We start from the raw sequence: 20522 nt of genomic DNA on the forward strand, positions 1-20522 counted from the left end.
AATGTATATCATTTATCTTCGATTAAAATTTATAGCTTGTCCCCACCATTACCCCGACGGTTCCCCGTACAGGTTCCTGTAAGTCCGCCCGGTAGCTTTTATCTTTGAAAATATTAATTCTCGGCTCCAGCCACAGCCCCACATGCTCCGACAGCCTGATCTGCCCCTGAAAGCCGATACGTCCGTTCAGTACAATCGGCTCGGATGCCTCTCCTCCGGGAAAATAGCTGCCTGCGCCTCCGATGAACAACAAGTCGAATATCCTGCTTTTCCGGTCCGAGAACAGCGTTGTCAGGTTACAGAGGTAATCCGCACACAAGTTCACGTTAAACTCCCGTTTGACACCTCCCAGATCGTTGTCCAGAAAAGCTGTGCTGCTTCCCGCCGAGATGCGGATGCCGTTAATGCGTGGCTTGCCGAACCATTTGCCCAGCGCAAATTCCGTATTGAACAGCATATTGCCCGTATTCCCCATTCCTGCCCCTATCGAAGCGAATCCGTTGCGCAACAAGCCCGACTGGCTGAATCCCGAAGGCTTGTAGGTGATGCCCAGCATCATGGAGGCAATCACGTCATAGCGTCTCCATGAAAAGTGGTTATCCACACGGTCGGGATACAACCCCAGTTGAGGCTCAATGAACAGGTTGAATGCCGGGGATATATTGAACTTCCCTTGCAAACCGCCGTGCAGCCCGTAGGAATGTATCGTCTCCATGCCTGTTTTCATAGTCGCCTGATAGCTGATACCTCCAATGGCTATCACCTCGAATACGCGCCGGGGGTTGTAGCGTGCTGCAAATGCGCTGATGTTAATCAGGTAATCCACGCTTCCCCCAACAAGATTGGTGTCGGTATTTCCCCGCCACATGCTGTAATCCACTCCGGCACGGAATCCGATGACGGGTGTCACCCAGTTGCCCACATAGAACGATGCTTTCGGACCATGGGCAGCAAATCCGCTTCCCATATCGAATAGCCGTACCATACCTGCACCCGCCGAAAAAAACAGATGCTCCGTTCCTTTTTTGGATTCAAACTTGTCGGCTCCCCTGCGTTTGGGTATCATATAGTCAGCCGCCTTGATATTCTCTTTTCGCTGGATAGTATCTTTCTTCTGCCGGTTCTGCGCCGCCACTCCCATGGGCAGCAGGCACAGCAAAAGCAGAACAGCTATCCGGCTACATCTTGTCTTATTCGGTTTTGCTTCCATCGTTTTCATTCTTCTTATCGTTATTTTGTTCCTCGACGTTTTCCTTTTTCCGTTTCCTTTCCGCCCGGCTGATAGCAGGCGCTTCGGTGACGTTGTCTGCCGTTCCTGCCTCTTCCGTTACCGGTTCCGGCACTTCCGCCTGTTTCTCTTTCCCGCCAGCCTTCTTTTTCTCTTTTTTCTCCTTCTTGGCTTTCACTTTTTTAGGTTTCTTCTCTTTGGCGGCTTTCTCCTCCACCTTTCCCGTTTCTATTGATACCGAATCCACCGGCTCGGAAGCGATAGTGTCAAGATCAACGGTTTCATTTCCTGCAATAGGAGCAGGCAGGGCAACTGTGTCGGTCACAACAATCGGAGTAAAGACACCGGTGGAATCTATAATTGCTTTCAACTCCACGCGTGTACTATCCGTGTCGGCTACCGGACTCTCCGGCACCTCTTTCCTTTCTTCCGGTTCCGCTTTCTTCGTCTTTTCCTTTTTCGCCTTCTTTTCCTTTTTGGGTTTCTTCACCTTCTCTTTTTTCGGCTTATCACCTATTTTAGTAGAAGTGATTCCTATCGACAGGGATGACTCCGCAGCCTCTCCCGTTGAAGCAGCTTCGTCGTTCTCCACAGGCTCCGGTTCCGGCTCCGCTTTCTTTTTCTCCTTCGCCAGTTTAACCTGTTCCGCCTTCTCCTTTTCCTCATCCTCCAGCTGTTGAAGCAAGTCCGTCACATCACCGTCTATGCGTGCCACATCTTTCAACTTCGGATCAGCGGCGAACGCCTTTTTCAGATTGGCGAAGGCATCCGTAATCTTGTCCAGCCTGTTAGCCGCCACCGCACGCAGATAGTAGGTCAGCGCCTCTTCCGGCAGCTCATCCGTCTTGTCAAAAGCCTCTTCATTCCGTTTCAGCGCAAGCAGCAGCACCACCTCGTTCGTACCCCCACGGGAGGCAAAGTGGTCGTATGCCGCCTGGAAGTTTCCGTTGTACGCTCCGGCAAGTGCCTTCACATCCGCCGTCACCGGGCTGTCCATTAGCATCGAAGCTACCGAGTCCGCACGTACATAGTCCTTTTCGCCCAGTAGAGCGATAATCTGGTTGCAAAGCAACTCTTCCGGTGCCCGTTCATTGATGAACGGTTCCAGCAAAGCCACATCCGCTTCCTTCCGGTCAATCAGTATCACCGCCAGTTCGTTTGCCATCAGCATGAATTTCGGGTACACCTCCAACGCCTGACGGCAGATTTTCTCCCTTTCGGCATCCGTCTTCGCATTCACATACATGCGCCAGAATTCATACTGCACCAAATCCTTGTAATTCTTCGCATACATCTGGCGGATTTCATCGTCATTGAGCAGTCTCATCACCGAATAGCTGAAACTGTATTCCACCCGTCGCAGTCGTTTCAGGTAATCATTAAAAATCACGTTGCGGAAGTTCGGCAGGCGGAGTATCTGCCTGTATTGTGCCGCCATATCGTTCGGATTACGTGCGATGGCATCCCTTATCCCTTCGGCGGAAAGCGAATCCTTTTCCATGAGCACCGCCACACTTTCCCATGCATCCACCCTTGCATCGAGGCTGATGCTGTCCTGCATTGCCAACACCGTACCCGGATTAAGGAACTTCAGGATAGTCTCCTTTGCCGTTGAGGCACGTTTCCATGCCAGTTTCAGGTTACTCTGATAAGGACCCTCCGGCGAGGATACGGCTGTAATGCTGAAGGCCATAAACTCCGAGTTCGGATCGTTGTCCACATGGGCGAGTTTCTCCCGCATCTTGTCCAGTTCCACCGCATTGTTCGGGTCCGAATCATCTATCCTGGCCGAACTGATAAGGAAGGTCAGGTTCACCTGCCCCTTGTCCCCACGAAGTTGCTTCTTCGGTCGTGGGATATACTTCTCGTCCGTCATCTTCTTCGCCCCGATATTGAAATCGAAGAACCGCATCGGATTGACGGTTCCCTTGGCGATGACCACCGTATCCCGGTAAGTCGCCTTGCGGTAATTCACCAGATACATGAATATGTCGCAGCGGCACTCGTCATCCGGATTATCCAGATACAGGGAATCCGCGTATGCAATCACCTCATTGCCGTCTATGCGCTTGCTTTTCTCGTAATAGGGATGCAGCGGGTCTTGTGACAGGTCGAATTCCAACATGCGTTCCAGCGCAATGGCATATTCCCTTCCCGTGACCACTGCCGGGCGGAACAACCTTTGTGTCCCCCGTGTGATATTCACCAGCGTCGGTTGCACGATCACGCGGCTGTTGGGTTTGAACATCTCCTTGGGAATCTTCACTTTCGGGTGGATAATATACTGGTTGCCTATTATCTCTATGTCGGTAGGTTCCGGTGCCAGCTTGTTGGTTATCCTTTTGGCTACCACCACCACTTCGTCCAGTTGCTGTGTATCGAAGGACATCACCACATTGATGCGTTGTTTCCCTTTCAGCTTCACCACCTTCGGTGCATACGTCAGTCCCGAAAGGTGCAGGCTGGTGGTCGGGTCCGCCATTATCTTGAAGTTACCGTCGTAGTCCGTAATTCCATATACATCACCATTCTCCGTCTTGTCCCTTATCACGATGGACATGGCAGGTTGCCCGTCATCATCCATCACCGTTCCCGTAATCTCCATTTTTGGATTCTGGCAGAATGAGGTCAGGGCGGCGAATAAACATGCCGTAGCCAATAGTATTCTTTTTATCGGTTTCATCTCGCTTTGATTTATTTGAGTACGTATACGAAAGAAATTCCCAGTTTTACAGGTGCCACTATCCACCCCGAATCATCAGGTGCCGGATGTGCCGTTCCCGGTCTATAGCGTGCCAGCCGGTAACGGATGGCGCCTACACCTGCATTCAGTTCGAAGTTCCACCGCCGTGAAAGTATCCAGTTGTAACCATAGGTCAGTCCGGCGGCATACGAGTCGCCGAAATACCCCCTCTCTTTGTACCCTACGTCATAAGTGGAATAAAAGGCGGTGATACCCACATAATGCTTGGTGAGCAAACTCACAAGCCAGTACCTGAACTCGGGTTGCAGCCGGATGTGTCTGAAATAAAAATCGGGTTTGTACCTGAAGGGAGTCGCCGTGCCGGACAGGTCGAGCGTAAGGCGGTTACTGACGGCAAACTCCACACTGAGATTGGGCGAAGCCGTCATCCAGTCCGTCAGGTTCGTTTTCAAGGCAACGCGCTGTGCTTGCGTGTTGTCGGGAAAGAATAATAATAGAGACAGTAAAAGCATCCCGGAAAAGAGATGCACCCGATGGTTCCCCGGAAAACAGGAAACATGCCGTTTGGTAAGTATGTCCATAAATCACGTCCGCTTGGAATAGCGTCCGTCATTTGCATATCATCGGCGGCAAAGATAAACAATCTTTTTATAAATTTTCTTTTTACTCTTGATTTTTCTTCGGGGGGCTGTTTCTTTCCTCTGCCAGGAGCATCAGCAAGTACGCCTTCAGGTTGGTTTTCTTGTCCAGTTTCATTTTTTTTCGTACACGCGAGCGGTTCGCCCTTACGCTTGACTCATTAATATAGAGCATCCGGCTGATTTCCGTGATGGATTTATCCTCCAGGATCAAACAGCAAAGCTGCACCTCTTGGTCGTAAAGGAAAATTTGTATTTCTCGCTGATTTGTCCTCAGCTCCTCACTGGCAAGTAACCTTTCGCCCTGACCACCAACCGGTCGCCGATGGCTTCCTGCATCTGACCGAACAGTTTCTCGGTCTGGATGCGTTGTGCGTGGGGTTTCTGTACGATATCAATGAGCAATTCCCACTGTTTTTTCGTTCAATCCCATCAACCGGCAAAGAGACTTTTTCTCCGAAAGCAGCTCTCTTTTTTTCAAGAATGTATCCCAGAGGAACATGCGGATATACGTAAGTAACACGGGCGGGGCTATGAATGCCAGGGAGAAGCTGGGAAAAACCTGAACCAGAAAGGCGGGGAAATGGATGGCGGAAACGGTGGCAAGAGCCGTGAGCGGTGTCAGGCAGAGGATATATATCAGGCTCTTTCGCAGGCTCATCGAAGCAAGCACACAAACAATGAACCCAATGAACAAATCGTGCGGAAGCATAAACCTGTTATACTCTATGACTACGGCGTAGTTGTAGAGTATGGAGACGGCAACATTGGCTTGCACTGCCCCCAGCAGAATGGCAAGAGCTGTGTGGACGGCAAGCTTCCCGTGAATATAGAGCAATAACACGGCGGCGTAAGTCAATAAGGATATCAAATTGGCCGTAAGTAACAGATATACTGCCGAAAACGCATAGGTCACCGAGTCGTAAACCATTCCGATGGAAAAACAGGTAAACGTGGAAGCAGCAATGCAAATCAGCGCTTTTTCCTCTGTATCTTTTGATTGCCCCAACCGGCGGGACAGGTATTTGTAACTATCGGGAAAATTCTTTTCGTAGTAATTGATAATGTTATGAAATTTCAGATTCAGCATGTTTTTGTTTTAAGTTTTTTAGATATAAATTTAATCATTGGACCATGTTCTTGGGAAAGTTTCCATTAGTTTAATATATAGTATTAAAATAGTCTTAATTTTGATATTAAAATTTATATAAATAATGTATTCGCCATACAGCCAGTCAGTTACTTTGTTTTTGTACATATTTATCCAAGCATAAAGGAGGATGACGGCGGTGCGGATGCGCGATTCTTTTGCATATCCCGATTATTATATCTAATTTTGCAGGGTGGAAACAATGTAGGGTTTCCGCACTATTTTTTTGAACTGAGCGTAAGTGTAATTATCCTATTCTGAAATCTCGACAATTTCAACCATTAGGAATAATAAACTGCTGAACGCCGGTGTCTCTGTCGTATATATCAACTATATATACCTCATGGGCGCAGGGCAAGTGTTTGTTATCTAATGGTGGGCAGTCGAGAGCCTCAGAATAATAACAATCCACTTGTTCTTGCGCTTTTTTTATGCACTATGGTGTCCTTTCGGAACAGGGGAAACCGGATAAAAAACAATTCTTGGTATATGGACTATTTTATAGTGAACAGAGCATCGAAATCTGCGTCGGCAGCTATCAAAACTGGAATGCAGCCTTTTGCAGCCTTATTGAATATCAGTCGTTTAGCCTCTTTTGCAGCCTTTTGCAACCTGCCAAAAAGTGAAAAAGCAGCCTTTTGCAGCCTATCATTTTCCCTCCGAAAGCTTGAACGTTGAAAATCTTCTGGGTAAATTTGCAAAAGATAATATAAAATTAACGGTGGTGGGGAAATGATACAATCCGGTTTGCAACAGCGGAGCGTGGATAGTTGTTTTACATTTGCAAAAATTAAAGTATTTACCTTTAAAAACAATTGTAAGATGACTTCTATTAAAGCCAGACTTAATTGTTCGCGGTTAGGTAAGGACGGATTGTACCCGCTCGTTATCCAGGTTATCCATAACCGGATTAAGCGGGAGATATACACTCCTTACCGACTGAAACGAACCGAATTCGATCCGCACACGGAGAGAGCCCTGACGGATTGGCGCAGCAAAACGCGCGCAACCGAAATCCGTGAAATAAACGAGTACCTTATATATATAAAGGAGGAACTTGAGAAAGTATGCCATTCCCTGGCCGGGCGGGGTGAGTTTACTTCTGCCGGTATTATTGCCGGTTACAAGGCACACAATGACATGAGTAACTTTTTTATTTATGCCGATTCCCGAATCAGGGAGTTGGTCAATGCCGGCAAGGATGGTACGGCTGCCAATTACCGCAGTGCCGTCAATGCTTTCGAGCATTTTGTCGGAAGCCGTGATTTATCCCTGAATGCGATCACGAAGAAAACCATAGAGGCGTTTATTGATTCCCGGGGAGTGCTGAAGAACAACCCCAATACGATTCACTTTTATGTAAAGCAACTCCGGGCTATATATAACAAGGCGGATGATGAAGGATATGTCCACGCAGTCTATAACCCGTTCCATAAAATCAGGCTGAAAGGCAGCAAGTCGCCCAAGCGTGCCATCTCTAAAAGCGAGGTCGGCAAGATAGCTGCCCTTGAACTGGAAGGGGAGCATGCGCACAAGGCATTGGCGCGGGACTTGTTCCTGTTCAGTATTTATACCCGTGGAATGTCGTTCGTAGACATGTGCTACCTACGCAAAGAAAACATCTCCGGGAATATGCTGGTATACAGGCGGCGCAAGACCGACCAACTGTTGCAGGTAAAGATCGAACCGCCCTTAAAAGCGCTGTTGCGCAAATACGGGGACAACAGTTCCCCCTATTTACTTCCCATGCTACGGAGTGACGACAGCTATAAAGGCTACCGTTATATCCAGCGGCGTTTGAACAAGCGTATCCGTGAACTTGGCGACAGGCTCGGGTTCGATTTCCCGCTTACTTTTTATGTGGCGCGCCATACGTGGGCTACGTTTGCACACGAAAAAGGTGTCCCGGTTTCGGTTATCAGTGAAAGCATGGGGCATACGTCGGAGAAGACGACGCACCTGTATCTGGCAAGCCTTAGCCATAAGGTGATTGATAAAGCTAATAAGACAGTGATTAATTACTGGACTTCTGCAAAGATTTAATAAGTAATGATTTATACACATTTGCAGTTAATGATATTTTATACTCTTTCTTTGGATAAAAGGGTATTTTCCATTACTTCCCTTCCTTTTTTATTCCGCACTTTATACAGATAAGTTCCTATTAATAAGGAAATACTGTGCAAAGATAAAGTGAATAAACTTCAAAAGCAAGCAAAACCTTTAAAATATTACAATATACATATATTTTGTGCTTTATAATCATATTATTTTCTATATTTTTTGCGACTTTTAAGCATGATTCTTCCATCCGGTAATATGTCGCTTTATTTCCGGTATTTTCAAGTCACCCAGTGTCCTTCCACTTTTCAACCCTCACCAATCTGCCATAAGGGCGTAACTGTTTCTGATATTTCTTAGTTTGTTAGCATCAGGCAGCTTTATCAGCCGTCAGGCACCAGCAGAAATAGTATGCGTAAACTATTGTAATTCAATAAAATAATCACCATCGGTAATATCTTATTATTTTAAAATCAACCTTTATCAGATACCTCAAAAGTGTTGTTTCTGAATTTGTTTCGGCAAATAAGGGAATTAACTTGCTATGAGCGAGCCAATTACACCAATGCCTTTCAATATAGTTTCTGAAAAAACGGTTATCAGAAACATTTCAGCTTACTCCTTTATTATAAGTTGTTAATAATCAAAGACTTATCGTCTAATTTTCAATTATACCCTTTTATCCAAAGAAAGAGTACATCTATTTAAAAAGGGAACCGCATAGATAAGCAAAAAAGCAGAGATTTAGAATTAGCCCTGCTTTAAGAATAAGATTAATGACAAACAAATTATTATAATGAAAAACAGGCTACTGACAGGTTTAATCGCGTTGCTCTCCTTATTTATATATGCAACGAAAGCCGATGCCCAACAATGGGCGGTAAACACCAACGGATTGTATTGGCTGGCGGCCACCCCTAACCTTGGATTTGAATTCGGCTTCCATAAGAATATGAGTGTCGCTATCAGTGGCAATTACAATCCTTTTACTTTCAAGGACAACCGCAAGATGAAGCACTGGCTGGTTCAGCCGGAATACCGTTACTGGCTGAGCGAATCGTTCAAAGGCCACTTCTTCGGCATCCACGGCATGGCGGGCAGCTACAACTTCGGCAACCTCCCTTTCGGTTCCATGAAGGACTACCGCTACGAGGGCAACCTTTACGGCGGCGGCTTCACCTACGGTTACCAGTGGATTGTGAGCAACCGGGTGAATATCGGCGCCGAGATCGGTCTGGGCTACCTGTATATGGATTACAATAAATTCTATTGCCAGACCTGCGGCGAGCGCATCGACCACTACCGGAGCAATTACTTCGGCCCAACGAAAGTCGCCGTGAGCATCATCTACCTGCTTAAATAAAAACAGCCCATGAAGAGTTTCTATTTTATATTATTGTTTTTTCTGATGCTGGCAGACCTGTCTTTGCAAGCCAAAGACAAGCCTTTCCAGCTTATCCGCGCCCTGCTTTACCGCATGGAGCGGGCGGACTCGTGCATGGTGCTGGATATGAACGTGAACCTGCGGGGCGTTAAGCTCGCCCCGGACTGCACGGTATATCTTATCCCGCGGATTTTCTCCGCCTCGGATTCTTTAGATTTGCCTCCGGTGATGCTGAACGGTCCGCAAAGCGACCTGATGTATCGCCGCCGCAAGGCGCTCGGCAAGTTCATCGAGCCTACCCCTTACGAGCCGTATGCCGTGCTTCGTGAAGGCGACCACGAACTGCCGGTCGTTAATTACCGCAAGGACGACATCGACTGGCAACCGTGGATGGACGGTGCCGATATTAAAATATTATATAGGAGCTATAACGCCGACGACCGCCTCGTTCCCATCCGTGCTGAATTTGAGCGCATCCCGCCGGTGATTGTGGAGAAAATCATCCACGACACTATTATCATCCACGATACGCTGCGCATCGAGCGCACCGTAGACCGCCCCATGTATGTGCAGGCACCCGCTCCCGTAGTGGAGAAGCAGAAAGAAACCGTCATCGAACATGCCGGCTACCGTGCCGACATCTACTTTCCGGTGGGCGGTATGAAGATATTGCCCGAACATGAACTCAACCGTGAGGCATGGCACGCTTTCGTGAGCGAGATCGACTCGTTGAGCGCCAACTCCGGCAACACCGTTCTGGGTATCACCGTCACCGGCTATTCCTCGCCCGAAGGCAGCTATCAGAGCAACGATGTGATCGCCAAGCGGCGCGCGCTTGCCCTGAAATCGTTCCTCGAAACGAAGTACAACTCCACTCAGGTAGAGATCCGTACCGAATGGGTGGCCGAAGACTGGGACCGCCTGGCAGAAGTGGTTCGTGCTTCCGATATGGACGATCGAGATAAGATATTGGACATTATCGAGAATGTGGACGTTTTCAAGGGACGCGAGAATCGCCTCAAATCCCTTTCGGGCGGCAAGTCGTGGGCGTACATGCTCAAAGAATATTTTCCGAAACTTCGTTGCGCTTCCTGCCGCATCGGCTACTTGAAACGCATTGAAAAATAAAGGAGGCAACCCATGAAAATAGATAGTCTACATATAAGTACAAACCTGAAAATCATCTCAATGATTCTGATTTTCCCCCTGCTGGCATCCTCCTGCCTGAGGGAAGAGGCGGACAACCATCCGAAGGTGCCCAACCGCACCCTCCTTTTCTATATGGCAGGCGATGGCAGCACCGAGGGGGAAATACAGGAGAAGACGGATGCTCTGGCAGCCGCATGGAATGTGCCGGAAGGCAACCGGCTGCTTGTTTACCAGAACCGTGGCAAGGACTACACTCCCCGGCTGCTGGAAATAGGCAAAGGCAAGGCGGACGTACTGGAGGACTACACCGACCGCAAAACGACATTCGGCCAAGACCTGAGCCGTGCCATCAACGATATGGTCAGGTTTTGCCCCGGCTCCGACTACGGGCTGATCGTGTTCTCACACTCCAACGGCTGGCTGCCTTCGGGCAACTACGGAGGCGGTGCCGGTACACGGACGGTTGCCACCGATGGCAGCATGGATTTCGAACTCCGCGATTTTGCGCATACCATCCCCGACGGGCAGTTCCGCTTCATCATCTTCGAAAGCTGCCAGATGGCGGGCATCGAAGTGGCGTATGAACTGAGAAGCAAAACCGGGCTCATCCTGGCTTCGAGCGCCGAAATCGTGTCGCCCGGGTTCACCCCCGTCTATGGCAGGATGCTGGAGCGGCTCTACAAGGAAACCCCGGAGCTCACCGAGTTCGCCAACGACTATTACGAATATTGCAACAAGCAGACGGGCGACCTGCGCTCCGCCACGGTTAGCGTCATCAGCACGGCGGGCGTTGCCCCGTTCCGGGAATTCATCTCGCGGGTGGAGGAGGAGAACGTGGAACACTGGGAGTGGGTGGAACGCGACAAGATACAGCATTTCGACCGGCGCAAGGCCGACCACCTGTTCTACGACCTGGAAAGCTACATCCGCTCCATCGGGACGCAGCAGGACATCAACCGGCTTGCCGGGCTGCTGGCTGGGGCGGTGCTTTACAAGGCGGCTACGGAGTCGTTCATGCCGGGCACGCCTTACGGCTTCGAGGTCGGGGAGCATTGCGGTCTGACGATTTACATCCCTTCCACCAAATATCCGTACCTGAACGAGCAACGCAAATTGCTGCTCCTGTTCTCGGAGCATCAGGAGTAAGAAGGCGGCTATAAATAATAAGGTAAGAACGCGGTAACAGGGAAGAAGAGAAATAAAGAGATGAGAATAGAGAAAGAAAACAAAAAAGAAATAAGGTAAACAACAAAATAAAAAAAGCGATGAGTGAAATTTTATGGACACTGATTCTTGCAGCCGTTTTGATGGCGGGCTGTTGCTACCTCACTTTCAAGGCAATCGACTGGCTGGTGTCACTGGCCGTCTTCTGCCATTCTTTCTGCCGCTCACAATTGGTTTTCGATGATTATGAAGCCGAAATCTTCCGGTTGGAAGCAGAAGGAAACACCGGGGAGTTGCACAGGGAACAGGCAGCCTTCGAAGCCGAACAGGCGAAATATTACCGGCAGGCGAAACTATGTCCGGTAAAATATGCCTTTTGCCGGTTGCTCTTCCACGAGAGCCGTTTCATCCGCAAATACAGGCAAATGGCTTAGAAGCAATTTTTCAGTAAAATATGAAATATAGTTTTGAAATTAATTAAATGGAAACAAGAAGTTAAACGAAACAATGAAAACAAGAAACAGACAGTAAAAGAAAAAGAGTACAGAATCGGTAGGACTGCGGGATGGAATTTCTGCCCCATCCACATGCCCGCACCGAAAGCCGACAACGGACAGAACGAAAGGCAGAACATTAATCATATCTAAATTCATAACAAATGAAAGTTTACAAATTATTTACTTTAGCGCTGGCTGCCCTCGCATTTGCAGCTTGTAGCGACGACGAGGTGATCAATCCTCAAAATCAAGGTCTTAACGAGGACGAGAACTGGCAAGCCGATGTGGAAGGCCTTACCATTAATTTTGCCACACTGGCAACAGGCCCCAATACCCGTGCTTATTCGGGTGAAACCGAATCCAAGGGAACGGAAGCGGTTATTTACGACGCCTACGTATTTGCCAAAGAAGCCAACCCGAAACACGACAACGGACTGACCGGCGACTGGACAGTGATTAAGTGTAAGGTGAATAACGACGGTGTTGTGGAAGGAGAATCAAAGGTGGATAACCCCGACAAGACCGTGACACTTAAAAACGTGGCTACGTTCCACGGTGTTCGTCAGGGCGACTATGTGTATGTGATCGCCAATGATCCCAACATGACGCTGGATATTGCCGAAGGCCTTGCACATCAGGGACAAAGTTCCGAGAAGAATATCAAAGCCTATACTTCCATGCTATCCAAGGAATATCTGGGCGGACTGGCTTTCGGTAAAACGCAGACTGATCCTACCGGTAAATTCGTGATGGCAGGTTTGGCACAGATCCCTGTAGCCCCCACGCTCCCGAGTAACGGTACAATTGAAGTGGAAGTAGGCCTCGACCGCGAGTTGTCAAAGGTGAACTTCAAAGCCAATACGAGCTCTACACCTTCCGACGAAGCTTACAAGGTGGTTGAATTCCAGGAAGGCGACGGTATCACCGTATTGCGTATCGCCCCAACAACCAGCATGTTTACCGAACGCGACGCCGATTTCTATGTTCCCAGCCCTTCTTGCGTAGAAAACTGGCCTATCAACGACCACTCGTTTGCTGATAACCTGGGATTCAGTAAGTTCTGCGACCAGACCATTCCGGGTTCGGTAATGTTCGACGGTGGAGCTGCGACAGACCTGGTTTGGAACGACGTTACCATCCCTGCCAACTTCAACACAACCAATCCTGCGGGTGGCATTGAAGAATACCGTTTTTCATGGGTATTGCCGGCAGCAAAAGGCGCAGCCGATGAATCAGGCACGATAGAATACGGATCGAAAACAGGCAACATGCTGTATGGTTCCAATAAAGTCATCAATGCTCCTGTATTCTATACATCGCCCAACTACAGCAAAAACACCAACGCTGTGACTGCTGTCTGTACACAAGCTACTTACATTGGTAGAGACGTGTTCCAGAATAGCGGACTGAACGCTGCTGTAGCACAAGCTTTGGCATGCACCACTGAGAAGATTACATTTACAGCCGGTAGCGACAATGTTGAAATTGATAACCCGCTTTGGGTAAAGGATGCGACAAAGACCGCTTCATTTGTTAAATCTATCAAGACCATTCTCGGTATAACCGATGATAAAGTTGCCGGAAAAGGTTTGGGCTTGCAATACAGAAACAAGGCTACCGATACTGAAGCCTCAGATGCTTTTGAAGCAATCTTAACTAAATATGGTTTGACTGCTGCTACAACATATGATTTGCCGAAATCCGATGGTACCGATATTGAAACTGTAGCATTAGACCGTACTCATTATGAGAATATGATGGATAAATTCTATACCGCAGTGATCCTTCAGTTCCGATTGGCAAACGATGTACAGGTAGATGGCGATATGGATACCGAATTGGGTAACAAAGTGCCCAACGGCAAAAAGGCTTATTTCTATGATCCTGTATCTCAAGCCGACGAGTACAACAAAGAACTGTTGCCTACAGACTACTTGTTGCTGGGTACTACCCCTGTAGATTACCAACTGAAAGACAAGGATGGTAAAGACTTGACAGCCAAAACCCCGTCTACTCCTATCTTCTGCATCTACGACCAAAGCGCCACTGCTGTAGCTGATGTGAAAGCTACATCTACAGACTTTACCACCGGTAAAACTGCCCGTCTTACTTATTTCTCAACCGACGACGCTTTCAAATACTTCACCAACATGAAGTTGTATTACCGTGCGGACATTGCCGACTATGTAGACAACGTATCCAACAAGATGACAGAACGCAACATGCATTACCAGACCGTGGGTACTATCCAGTCACTGGGTGCACGCACCATCCACGATGCCGTTTACTCTGACGAGAACACCATGAAGGTAGATGTGAAGGTTAACAACTGGAAGCTGTCTATCAATCAGATTCCTATGTAATCAAGAGAAAACGTAATGGAAAGACATCATTCCACGATGTATAACCGGCTTTTGTTTTAGGCAGAAGCTTCTACAGACCGGGGAGGTAGGCGCCCGTCTACGCCGGAGCTCCGCTCCCCGGTTTTCTTTAAAAACAACCGAAAATGAAGAAACTGATTCTGATATTGATTTCCGCACTGCTCGTGCTTCCCACGTCCTGCGTCAAGGACGACCTGGATGCCTGTGCCGGGCTGCTTCACCTGTACTTCAGCTACATCTACCGGGAGACCAACGAATTCTACTCCACGGTAAATACGGACGTGCACGTCAATTACTACTACAAAGAGAGCGGGGAAAAATATCGGGAAACCACCGTCGAGCGTGCGAGCATCGACATCAACACTCCCTACCTGTGGGAGAAAACACTGCAAGACCGCGACTCCGTCATTTTGGTATCGTGGACACACGATGAGCGTGTGGATTATGTGGAACCGTCCGGCACCCCGAAGGGCGAGGGCTATGTCCATCTGAAAGAAATTACCGAAGGCAGCGGAATCTGCCTGCCCGTAGACGATTTGCTCTACGGCACCGTCTCTTTCGACGCCGGCATGCGCACGCAGCGCAACGACGTCACCATCCCGTTTGTACGCGCCGTGTGCCGCGTGCGCATCACCATGATTCCCGAAACGGTGCAGGACGGCAGCGGAGACATCACCGTGAACGGTGGAAGCGGCACCCGTGCCGACGGCGGAACCGGCAGCGTCGTCATCCCCCATGCCGACGACTATACCTTCCACCTGGAAGGAACCCGCAACAAGATCGATTACAACAACATAACTTCGGGCGAGGCAATCACCCTTGCCCCGAAGGCCTATTACGACGAAAAGACCGGTAACGTCACCACGAACTGGTTCGGCGCCTTCTCTTCACTGGAAGAGTACCTCAACGTGAACGTGTTCATCAAGAAAGACCAGGTCGCCAAATTCGACTGCGCACCCATACAACTCGCTTCCACACCGGGCGATTATATCGACCTGGTGATCGACGGACGGTACACCCGCCCCGTGCTGAGTGTGAAAGTGAACGGATGGAGACTCGCCAAGGTGGAGAGCAGCATGTAAGAAACAAGAAAACGGAGAGCAATATAATGGTAAGAACAATGAAGCACATCAAGACATATTTTCTGGCGGCACTCCTCACCGGAGCGGCGATTTCGTGCATGGACGATACGTTGCAGTATTCCGAGTACCACCCGGGTCCCGACTGCGGAGTGCAGGATGGCGACAAGGACATGCGCCTGAAGGTGAGCGTGCCCCGTACCTATGGCAAGACCGGCACGGGCAGCCTTTCGCGTGAGGAACGCATCGACACGCTCGACGTGCTGGTGTTCGCCCCCGGCCCCGACGGCAAGATGTACCTGCGCGCCTCCGCCACCGGCTCCGAGGTGAAGAACGACGAAGGCAACGTCGTTGCCAACGTGTTCGAAGTGGTGATGCCGCTGGGCAGGAATATGGATGTGCACGTATTCGCCAATTCGCACCGCGAGCTGATGCGCTCGGGCGCCTTCGGCAACATCGGCAAGGAGATGCAGACCGTGCTGGGCATGGTGGCGCATAGCCGCAAATACGACCTGCAAAAAGACGACCAGTTGCTGCCCATGCACGGCTCGGTCACCGGCGTCACGGTGGATAAGGACAGCAAAGACGTGCTGCCCGTGAGCGTGCTGCGCTCCGTGGCAAAGGTGAGCGTGATGCTCAACGGTAAGATGGACGCCGGCAACGACTGGCTGACAGGCGGCGAACTCGACGAAAAAGAGTTCGAACTGCGAGAGCTCTACGCTTTCTACCCCGCCGACAGCGGACGGGTGGCAACGGCGGACACCACCGTGTTCTATACCGTGATACCCGACTCGGGCAATGTGCGCACCGCCACGCTGCCCGCCAAGCTCAAAGCCGGCAACCGCCCCGATACGCTTTCTATCATCAAAACAAGCAAAGTCACCGAGATAGAGAGCATCTACCTCTACGAGAATATCCCGTGGACCAAAGACGGCTACGACTATGCCACCACCCGCATGGTGGTGGGCGGCATCTATACCGACCCGCGTACACATAAGGTAGACACCAATGCCGACGGCACGTCCCGGGTGAGCTATTACCGCATCAACTTTCAGAATGTATACGATACCGCCACACCGGTGCAATATCCCGTGTTGCGTAACCACCATTACGTGTTCAACATCACCTCCGTGGCCGCCCCGGGCTACGACACCCCGCGGCAAGCCGCCGAGGGCAAGCCCATCAACATCAACGTGACGGTGATCGACTGGAAAAACGAAATCAACAACGTGGAGTACGACGGACAGAGCTATTTCGACCTCTCGGAGCGCATCATCCGCCTGCCCCGCAACGCCGGGAGCGAACGGAGCATCGAGGTGGAGAGCAACGTGGACGAAGCCCTTTGGGGCATGTACTTCAAGGACACGCACAACGGAGCGACCACACCACAGACTTGGTATAAGGATAAGCTGGGCACCGACAGCGTGGCGCCCACGTTGGAGACTGTCTTGAAGAACAGCCGCTACGAGGTGACCAAGAGCGGAACCAAGATCACCGTCAAGGCGCTCAAGGCCTACAAAGACCTGCCTGCCGCCCCGACTACCGAAACCCGCGACGATGTGCTGATTATCAAGGTGAAGAACCTCTACATCAGCCTTATTATCACGCAGGTGGACAAGTCGCCCGACGACTGGGGAGGCGGCGGAAGCGGCAGCTCCGAAGTGGGCGGCAAAGGCGAAGAAGGCAACGTGGACGGAGTGACGGAGAACGACAGGGAGAATGGCAACGGAGAGAGCGGCACGCCCGACACCGAAGTCAAGTTCGACAATAAGACGACAAAGTAATAAAAACAACATATCGCATGAAGAAATTAAGGAACATAAAATATTGGACGTACGGTGTATTTTGTTGCGCCGTGCTGCTCTCCTGTTCGGAAAACCTGTCGGATGCGGTGAGCGCGAAAGAGGCGGGCGGTGAGCCGGAGACTTTTACGGTGAACTATATCCTGCCCGACACAGAGACGGGAAACGACCGCATTTATCCCGATGCCGGCAGCACTTCCCTGACACGCGCTTTGGTGGTACCCATTGCCAACGAGCAGGAGAGCAAGGTGAGCAACGTGGCGCTCCTGTTCTTCGAGCGGGACGATTATGGTAACGGGTTGTTCGTGGGCAGATGCGACGGAACGGTGGAAAGCGACCATCTTGCCAAAAGCGGCAAAGTGACCGTTACGCTTGGCGATCCCGTAAAGGCAGACACCGGTTACAACGTGCTCGCCATCGCCAACGCCGACAGCTATTTCAGTTCCGGCAGTTACCTAGCGGACTATTGCAAAGATAAAACGGAAAACCGTGTGCGGTTGCTGCTCACAGCCATCATGCCCCATACTCCGAAATATGTATGCGAGTTTCCGGACGCAGGACTGCCAATGAGCGGCACTGCCGTGAAAGAGGCAGGCAAGGACATGACCGTGAGCCTTTTGCGTGCCGTTGCGCGCATCGACGTGAAAGTAGCGGATGAGAAGAAAAATGACATCATCCTGACCGAAGCTACCCTGCGTAATGTATCGTCGCGCATCCCGGTATTCAATGACCCGAAGGATGCCGACGCCCTGATGCTTGCATCCGCCGGGCCCTATATAAAAGCGGTTCACGATACCGTGATCCGCGGCGGATTGTACCTGCCCGAGGTGTTCCGCACCGGGTTTGCCGACGATGTGGCGCTGCGCAACCGGCAGGCAGCCTGCCTGCTGGTGAACTGCCATAACAAAGATTATACGGGCAACCGTACCTGGTACAGGATAGATATCGACATCGACGATGAAGGCGTGCAATACCTCCGGCGCAACAATGCCTATACGGTGGAGATCAGCCGCATCCGCAGCCTGGGCGCCGAGACGCCCGACGAAGCGTACAATGGCGACGCCACGCTGATAAAGGCGGTCACCATCCCCACGGAATGGAAAACTCCCGAAGGAATGGACAAACCACCGGTGGTGGATATACAGTGAGAAAAAACAGCATGAAAGATAAAACCAAAAAAACGGAACGAAGAATGAAAACGGAAAGACAGACATTAGCTCATATACCTGCGGGCGGAAAGAGGAATCTCTTTTGCACAGGCATTCTATCTGCCGTCCTTCTTCTGGGAGGATGCTCGCAGGGCGATACGCTTGTCCCTGTGGAAGCTACGCTGTACATCGGCAACACGGCATTGGGAGTGGAAACATCCGTAACCCGTGCCGGAGGACCGAAAGAACTGACCAATGCCACAGACGCCATCGGGGTATTCCTGAAAGGGGACGCTAATTATACAGCTTTCTCTAACACCAAATATACCTACGGCACACCCTACTGGGAGTCGGAAAGCGGGTTGCAACTGGTTCTGGGGAAGAAAACGGCGGAACTGACCGCCTATTATCCCTATACGGAAAGCGGCTCGGCATCCGTCACGCTGACCAGCCGGGCATACGCTGCCGACAAGGAGTTTTATTACCTCCCGTTCAAAGCGTCCTACATGACCTCTTCCGTCACCCTGAACCTGCGCCGCGCCTATAGCCTGCTGCGGTTCAGCTTCACCAAAGGAGAGAAAGACCAGCCCAAGACGGGCGACGCCGCTTACGGAGGTCCGGCAAACATAACCGAATTCAAATTCAAGGCAACGATCCGCGAAAGCGGAACACTCGATTTGTTCAACGGAACGGTGAGCGGCAGTGTGGCACAGAAGGAGTTTACCATCAGCGAGGCTTTCACCCCCGGCAGCAGCACGGCGCCCGTCACCAAAGATTACCTGATTGTGCCGGCATCCTTCTCGGGTTATCTTGAGTTTTCTGCTGTAGTCGATACGAAAGAGATGAAAGGAAAAATAAGTGCCGCGGACCTTTGCGGGACCACCAACACGGCATTTGTGGAAGGCACGATGTACGAGATCAAGGTGTACGTGCGCCCCACGGAACTGGAAGTGCAGACAATGAAAGTAAAAGACTGGGAGGTGACCGACCTTCCGGACGATTTGGAAAATAAATAAGCGAGACGATGAAAAACCAAAAAAGATACTACCGGATGTTTCCGTGGCTGACAGCTTGCTGCATGGCTGCCCTCTTGTGTGGGTGCGGCGAAGACAATGCCGCCGATGCAGGAATGGCAGGCACCGGAAACGGGCAACAGCAAACCGCAGCACGTGTGCCGTTGAGCCTGCGAACCGTACGCACGCAGACAGGCGGCACGGTGGGGAGTGGCGTGACACGCGCCGGCGCCTCTTCGACAACCGATTTAAGCACAACTACTTCCGTGGGCTTCTTTATGCAGGACCCCTCCACACCCGCCATTGTGCTTTATGCCAACCGCAAAGGCACTTTCGACACCGGGGACGGGCACTGGAAACCCGTTTCCGACCAGATGATCTGGGTGGACAACCGTACTTCCACCCTGGCAGCTTACGCACCCTACAACTCCGCCACTTCATACAGCAGCCGGCAATTGCCGCTCACCTCCGCCCTCTATGCGGCGGACGGGAGCAACGACCTGCTTGCCGCCCGGTTCACTGCCACCAACGCGAGTATCGCAGCCGGACTGGACGTTACCCTGTCCCACGTATATACCCGCCTTGTATTCACCTTCGTGAAAAACAGCGGCTATACCAGTGAACTCAAACTGAACAAACTGGAACTGAGCGGGAAAGACATCTTCTCGGCGGGCAGTTACGACCTGTTTTCCGAAACGTATGCCCCGGGCACCGGCGAGCCGAAAAAGATAACCGCCACGGTAGATCTGACGGTTCCCGCCACAACCTTACCACTGCCCGCCACGGCAAAGGCCGACGTGCTGCTTATACCGGTCAACAAGACCTTTACGGAGGATGCCTTGCTCGAAGTGTATAGCACCGACGGCAAACACATGAAAGTGGCAATCCCCAAAAGCACGTTTACGGCGTTGCAACCGTTTGCCCCCGGCAAGCAGTACAACTTCACCGTGAAGCTGTCGCCTGCCGAGATGACGATCACCAAAGTGGAAGTCAACGACTGGGAGAACGGGGGCAGCGTGTCGGAGGAAGTCAAGTTCGATTCCTGAAAGGGAGGGAAGACAGGATAGAAGAACAAAAGAACAGATAAAGAAAGAGAGATAGAGTGAGATAAAGATAAAGAGATA

19 protein-coding genes are annotated in these 20522 nt (G+C 50.6%); 14 read left to right on the forward strand and 5 right to left on the reverse strand.

Features of this window, described 5'->3' with window-relative positions; genetic code table 11:
• Positions 1–22 precede the first annotated feature (22 nt).
• Together EJF25_RS08760 and EJF25_RS08765 are read right to left on the reverse strand one after the other, a co-directional pair.
• Entirely contained in the window at positions 23–1219 is a 1197-nt protein-coding gene (locus EJF25_RS08760; protein ID WP_125040918.1) for a hypothetical protein, read from the reverse strand.
• A complete protein-coding gene (locus EJF25_RS08765) occupies positions 1191–3278 on the reverse strand; it encodes a hypothetical protein (RefSeq protein ID WP_235016760.1) in 2088 nt (695 codons plus the stop codon). The genes EJF25_RS08760 and EJF25_RS08765 overlap by 29 nt, the downstream gene beginning before the upstream one ends.
• 190 nt (positions 3279–3468) lie before the next feature.
• On the opposite strand from EJF25_RS08765, the gene EJF25_RS25575 reads away from it, so the two are divergent.
• On the forward strand, positions 3469–3732 hold the full coding sequence (locus EJF25_RS25575; protein WP_235016761.1) for a hypothetical protein: 264 nt from the start codon (positions 3469–3471) through the stop codon (positions 3730–3732).
• A gap of 54 nt (positions 3733–3786) precedes the next feature.
• Positions 3787–3921, forward strand: a complete 135-nt coding sequence (locus tag EJF25_RS26130; RefSeq protein ID WP_262707197.1) for a hypothetical protein — start codon at positions 3787–3789, stop codon at positions 3919–3921.
• 1 nt (position 3922) lies between these two features.
• Here EJF25_RS26130 and EJF25_RS08770 read toward each other — a convergent pair whose 3' ends face one another.
• From EJF25_RS08770 to EJF25_RS08780, 3 genes are all read right to left on the reverse strand, one after another.
• On the reverse strand, positions 3923–4444 hold the full coding sequence (locus tag EJF25_RS08770; RefSeq protein WP_235016772.1) for a DUF3575 domain-containing protein: 522 nt from the start codon (positions 4442–4444) through the stop codon (positions 3923–3925).
• A complete protein-coding gene (locus EJF25_RS25580) occupies positions 4381–4575 on the reverse strand; it encodes a hypothetical protein (protein WP_235016774.1) in 195 nt (64 codons plus the stop codon). Before EJF25_RS25580 ends, EJF25_RS08770 begins: the two co-directional genes overlap by 64 nt.
• Positions 4576–4964: 389 nt before the next feature.
• Positions 4965–5660: a hypothetical protein gene (locus EJF25_RS08780; RefSeq protein WP_125040920.1), complete on the reverse strand. Its 696-nt coding sequence runs from the start codon at positions 5658–5660 to the stop codon at positions 4965–4967.
• Between the two features lie 792 nt (positions 5661–6452).
• Between EJF25_RS08780 and EJF25_RS08785 the strand changes: the two genes are divergently transcribed.
• From EJF25_RS08785 to EJF25_RS08840, 12 genes are all read left to right on the forward strand, one after another.
• Entirely contained in the window at positions 6453–7763 is a 1311-nt protein-coding gene (locus EJF25_RS08785) for a site-specific integrase (protein ID WP_235016762.1), read from the forward strand.
• Positions 7764–8577: 814 nt separating this feature from the next.
• Positions 8578–9144: a DUF3575 domain-containing protein gene (locus EJF25_RS08790; RefSeq protein WP_125040921.1), complete on the forward strand. Its 567-nt coding sequence runs from the start codon at positions 8578–8580 to the stop codon at positions 9142–9144.
• Between the two features lie 9 nt (positions 9145–9153).
• Complete coding sequence (locus EJF25_RS08795; RefSeq protein WP_125040922.1) at positions 9154–10293, forward strand: DUF3868 domain-containing protein; 1140 nt, start codon at positions 9154–9156, stop codon at positions 10291–10293.
• Positions 10294–10305: 12 nt separating this feature from the next.
• A complete protein-coding gene (locus tag EJF25_RS08800; RefSeq protein ID WP_125040923.1) occupies positions 10306–11460 on the forward strand; it encodes a clostripain-related cysteine peptidase in 1155 nt (384 codons plus the stop codon).
• 119 nt (positions 11461–11579) lie between these two features.
• A complete protein-coding gene (locus tag EJF25_RS08805; RefSeq protein WP_125040924.1) occupies positions 11580–11912 on the forward strand; it encodes a hypothetical protein in 333 nt (110 codons plus the stop codon).
• A 33-nt stretch (positions 11913–11945) separates the two neighbouring features.
• Complete coding sequence (locus tag EJF25_RS08810) at positions 11946–12125, forward strand: hypothetical protein (protein WP_125040925.1); 180 nt, start codon at positions 11946–11948, stop codon at positions 12123–12125.
• A gap of 11 nt (positions 12126–12136) precedes the next feature.
• Positions 12137–14338, forward strand: coding sequence for a DUF5029 domain-containing protein (locus EJF25_RS08815; RefSeq protein WP_125040926.1), 2202 nt, complete (start codon positions 12137–12139; stop codon positions 14336–14338).
• Between the two features lie 143 nt (positions 14339–14481).
• The gene (locus EJF25_RS08820; RefSeq protein ID WP_125040927.1) at positions 14482–15438 is read left to right on the forward strand and encodes a FimB/Mfa2 family fimbrial subunit; all 957 of its coding nucleotides are present in this window, start codon (positions 14482–14484) and stop codon (positions 15436–15438) included.
• Between the two features lie 38 nt (positions 15439–15476).
• Positions 15477–17219 (forward strand): fimbrial protein, encoded by a 1743-nt coding sequence (locus EJF25_RS08825; RefSeq protein ID WP_160119394.1) that lies wholly within the window; start codon positions 15477–15479, stop codon positions 17217–17219.
• Positions 17220–17236: 17 nt separating this feature from the next.
• Positions 17237–18385, forward strand: a complete 1149-nt coding sequence (locus EJF25_RS08830; RefSeq protein WP_125040929.1) for a hypothetical protein — start codon at positions 17237–17239, stop codon at positions 18383–18385.
• An 11-nt stretch (positions 18386–18396) separates the two neighbouring features.
• The gene (locus EJF25_RS08835; RefSeq protein ID WP_160119395.1) at positions 18397–19401 is read left to right on the forward strand and encodes a fimbrillin family protein; all 1005 of its coding nucleotides are present in this window, start codon (positions 18397–18399) and stop codon (positions 19399–19401) included.
• 8 nt (positions 19402–19409) lie between these two features.
• A complete protein-coding gene (locus EJF25_RS08840; RefSeq protein WP_125040931.1) occupies positions 19410–20444 on the forward strand; it encodes a fimbrillin family protein in 1035 nt (344 codons plus the stop codon).
• The last annotated feature ends 78 nt before the right edge of the window (positions 20445–20522 follow it).

Source organism: Bacteroides faecalis, from assembly GCF_003865075.1.
Classification (GTDB): domain Bacteria; phylum Bacteroidota; class Bacteroidia; order Bacteroidales; family Bacteroidaceae; genus Bacteroides; species Bacteroides faecalis.

Bases quoted from the DNA above. Each gene is read 5' to 3' on its own strand.
- EJF25_RS08760 (WP_125040918.1), bottom strand. From the start codon at position 1,219: ATGAAAACGATGGAAGCAAAACCGAATAAGACAAGATGTAGCCGGATA.
- EJF25_RS26130 (WP_262707197.1), top strand. From the start codon at position 3,787: ATGGCAGGTTGCCCGTCATCATCCATCACCGTTCCCGTAATCTCCATT.
- EJF25_RS08770 (WP_235016772.1), bottom strand. From the start codon at position 4,444: ATGCTTTTACTGTCTCTATTATTATTCTTTCCCGACAACACGCAAGCA.
- EJF25_RS08780 (WP_125040920.1), bottom strand. From the start codon at position 5,660: ATGCTGAATCTGAAATTTCATAACATTATCAATTACTACGAAAAGAAT.
- EJF25_RS08785 (WP_235016762.1), top strand. From the start codon at position 6,453: ATGATACAATCCGGTTTGCAACAGCGGAGCGTGGATAGTTGTTTTACA.
- EJF25_RS08790 (WP_125040921.1), top strand. From the start codon at position 8,578: ATGAAAAACAGGCTACTGACAGGTTTAATCGCGTTGCTCTCCTTATTT.
- EJF25_RS08795 (WP_125040922.1), top strand. From the start codon at position 9,154: ATGAAGAGTTTCTATTTTATATTATTGTTTTTTCTGATGCTGGCAGAC.
- EJF25_RS08800 (WP_125040923.1), top strand. From the start codon at position 10,306: ATGAAAATAGATAGTCTACATATAAGTACAAACCTGAAAATCATCTCA.
- EJF25_RS08805 (WP_125040924.1), top strand. From the start codon at position 11,580: ATGAGTGAAATTTTATGGACACTGATTCTTGCAGCCGTTTTGATGGCG.
- EJF25_RS08815 (WP_125040926.1), top strand. From the start codon at position 12,137: ATGAAAGTTTACAAATTATTTACTTTAGCGCTGGCTGCCCTCGCATTT.
- EJF25_RS08820 (WP_125040927.1), top strand. From the start codon at position 14,482: ATGAAGAAACTGATTCTGATATTGATTTCCGCACTGCTCGTGCTTCCC.
- EJF25_RS08825 (WP_160119394.1), top strand. From the start codon at position 15,477: ATGAAGCACATCAAGACATATTTTCTGGCGGCACTCCTCACCGGAGCG.
- EJF25_RS08830 (WP_125040929.1), top strand. From the start codon at position 17,237: ATGAAGAAATTAAGGAACATAAAATATTGGACGTACGGTGTATTTTGT.
- EJF25_RS08835 (WP_160119395.1), top strand. From the start codon at position 18,397: ATGAAAGATAAAACCAAAAAAACGGAACGAAGAATGAAAACGGAAAGA.
- EJF25_RS08840 (WP_125040931.1), top strand. From the start codon at position 19,410: ATGAAAAACCAAAAAAGATACTACCGGATGTTTCCGTGGCTGACAGCT.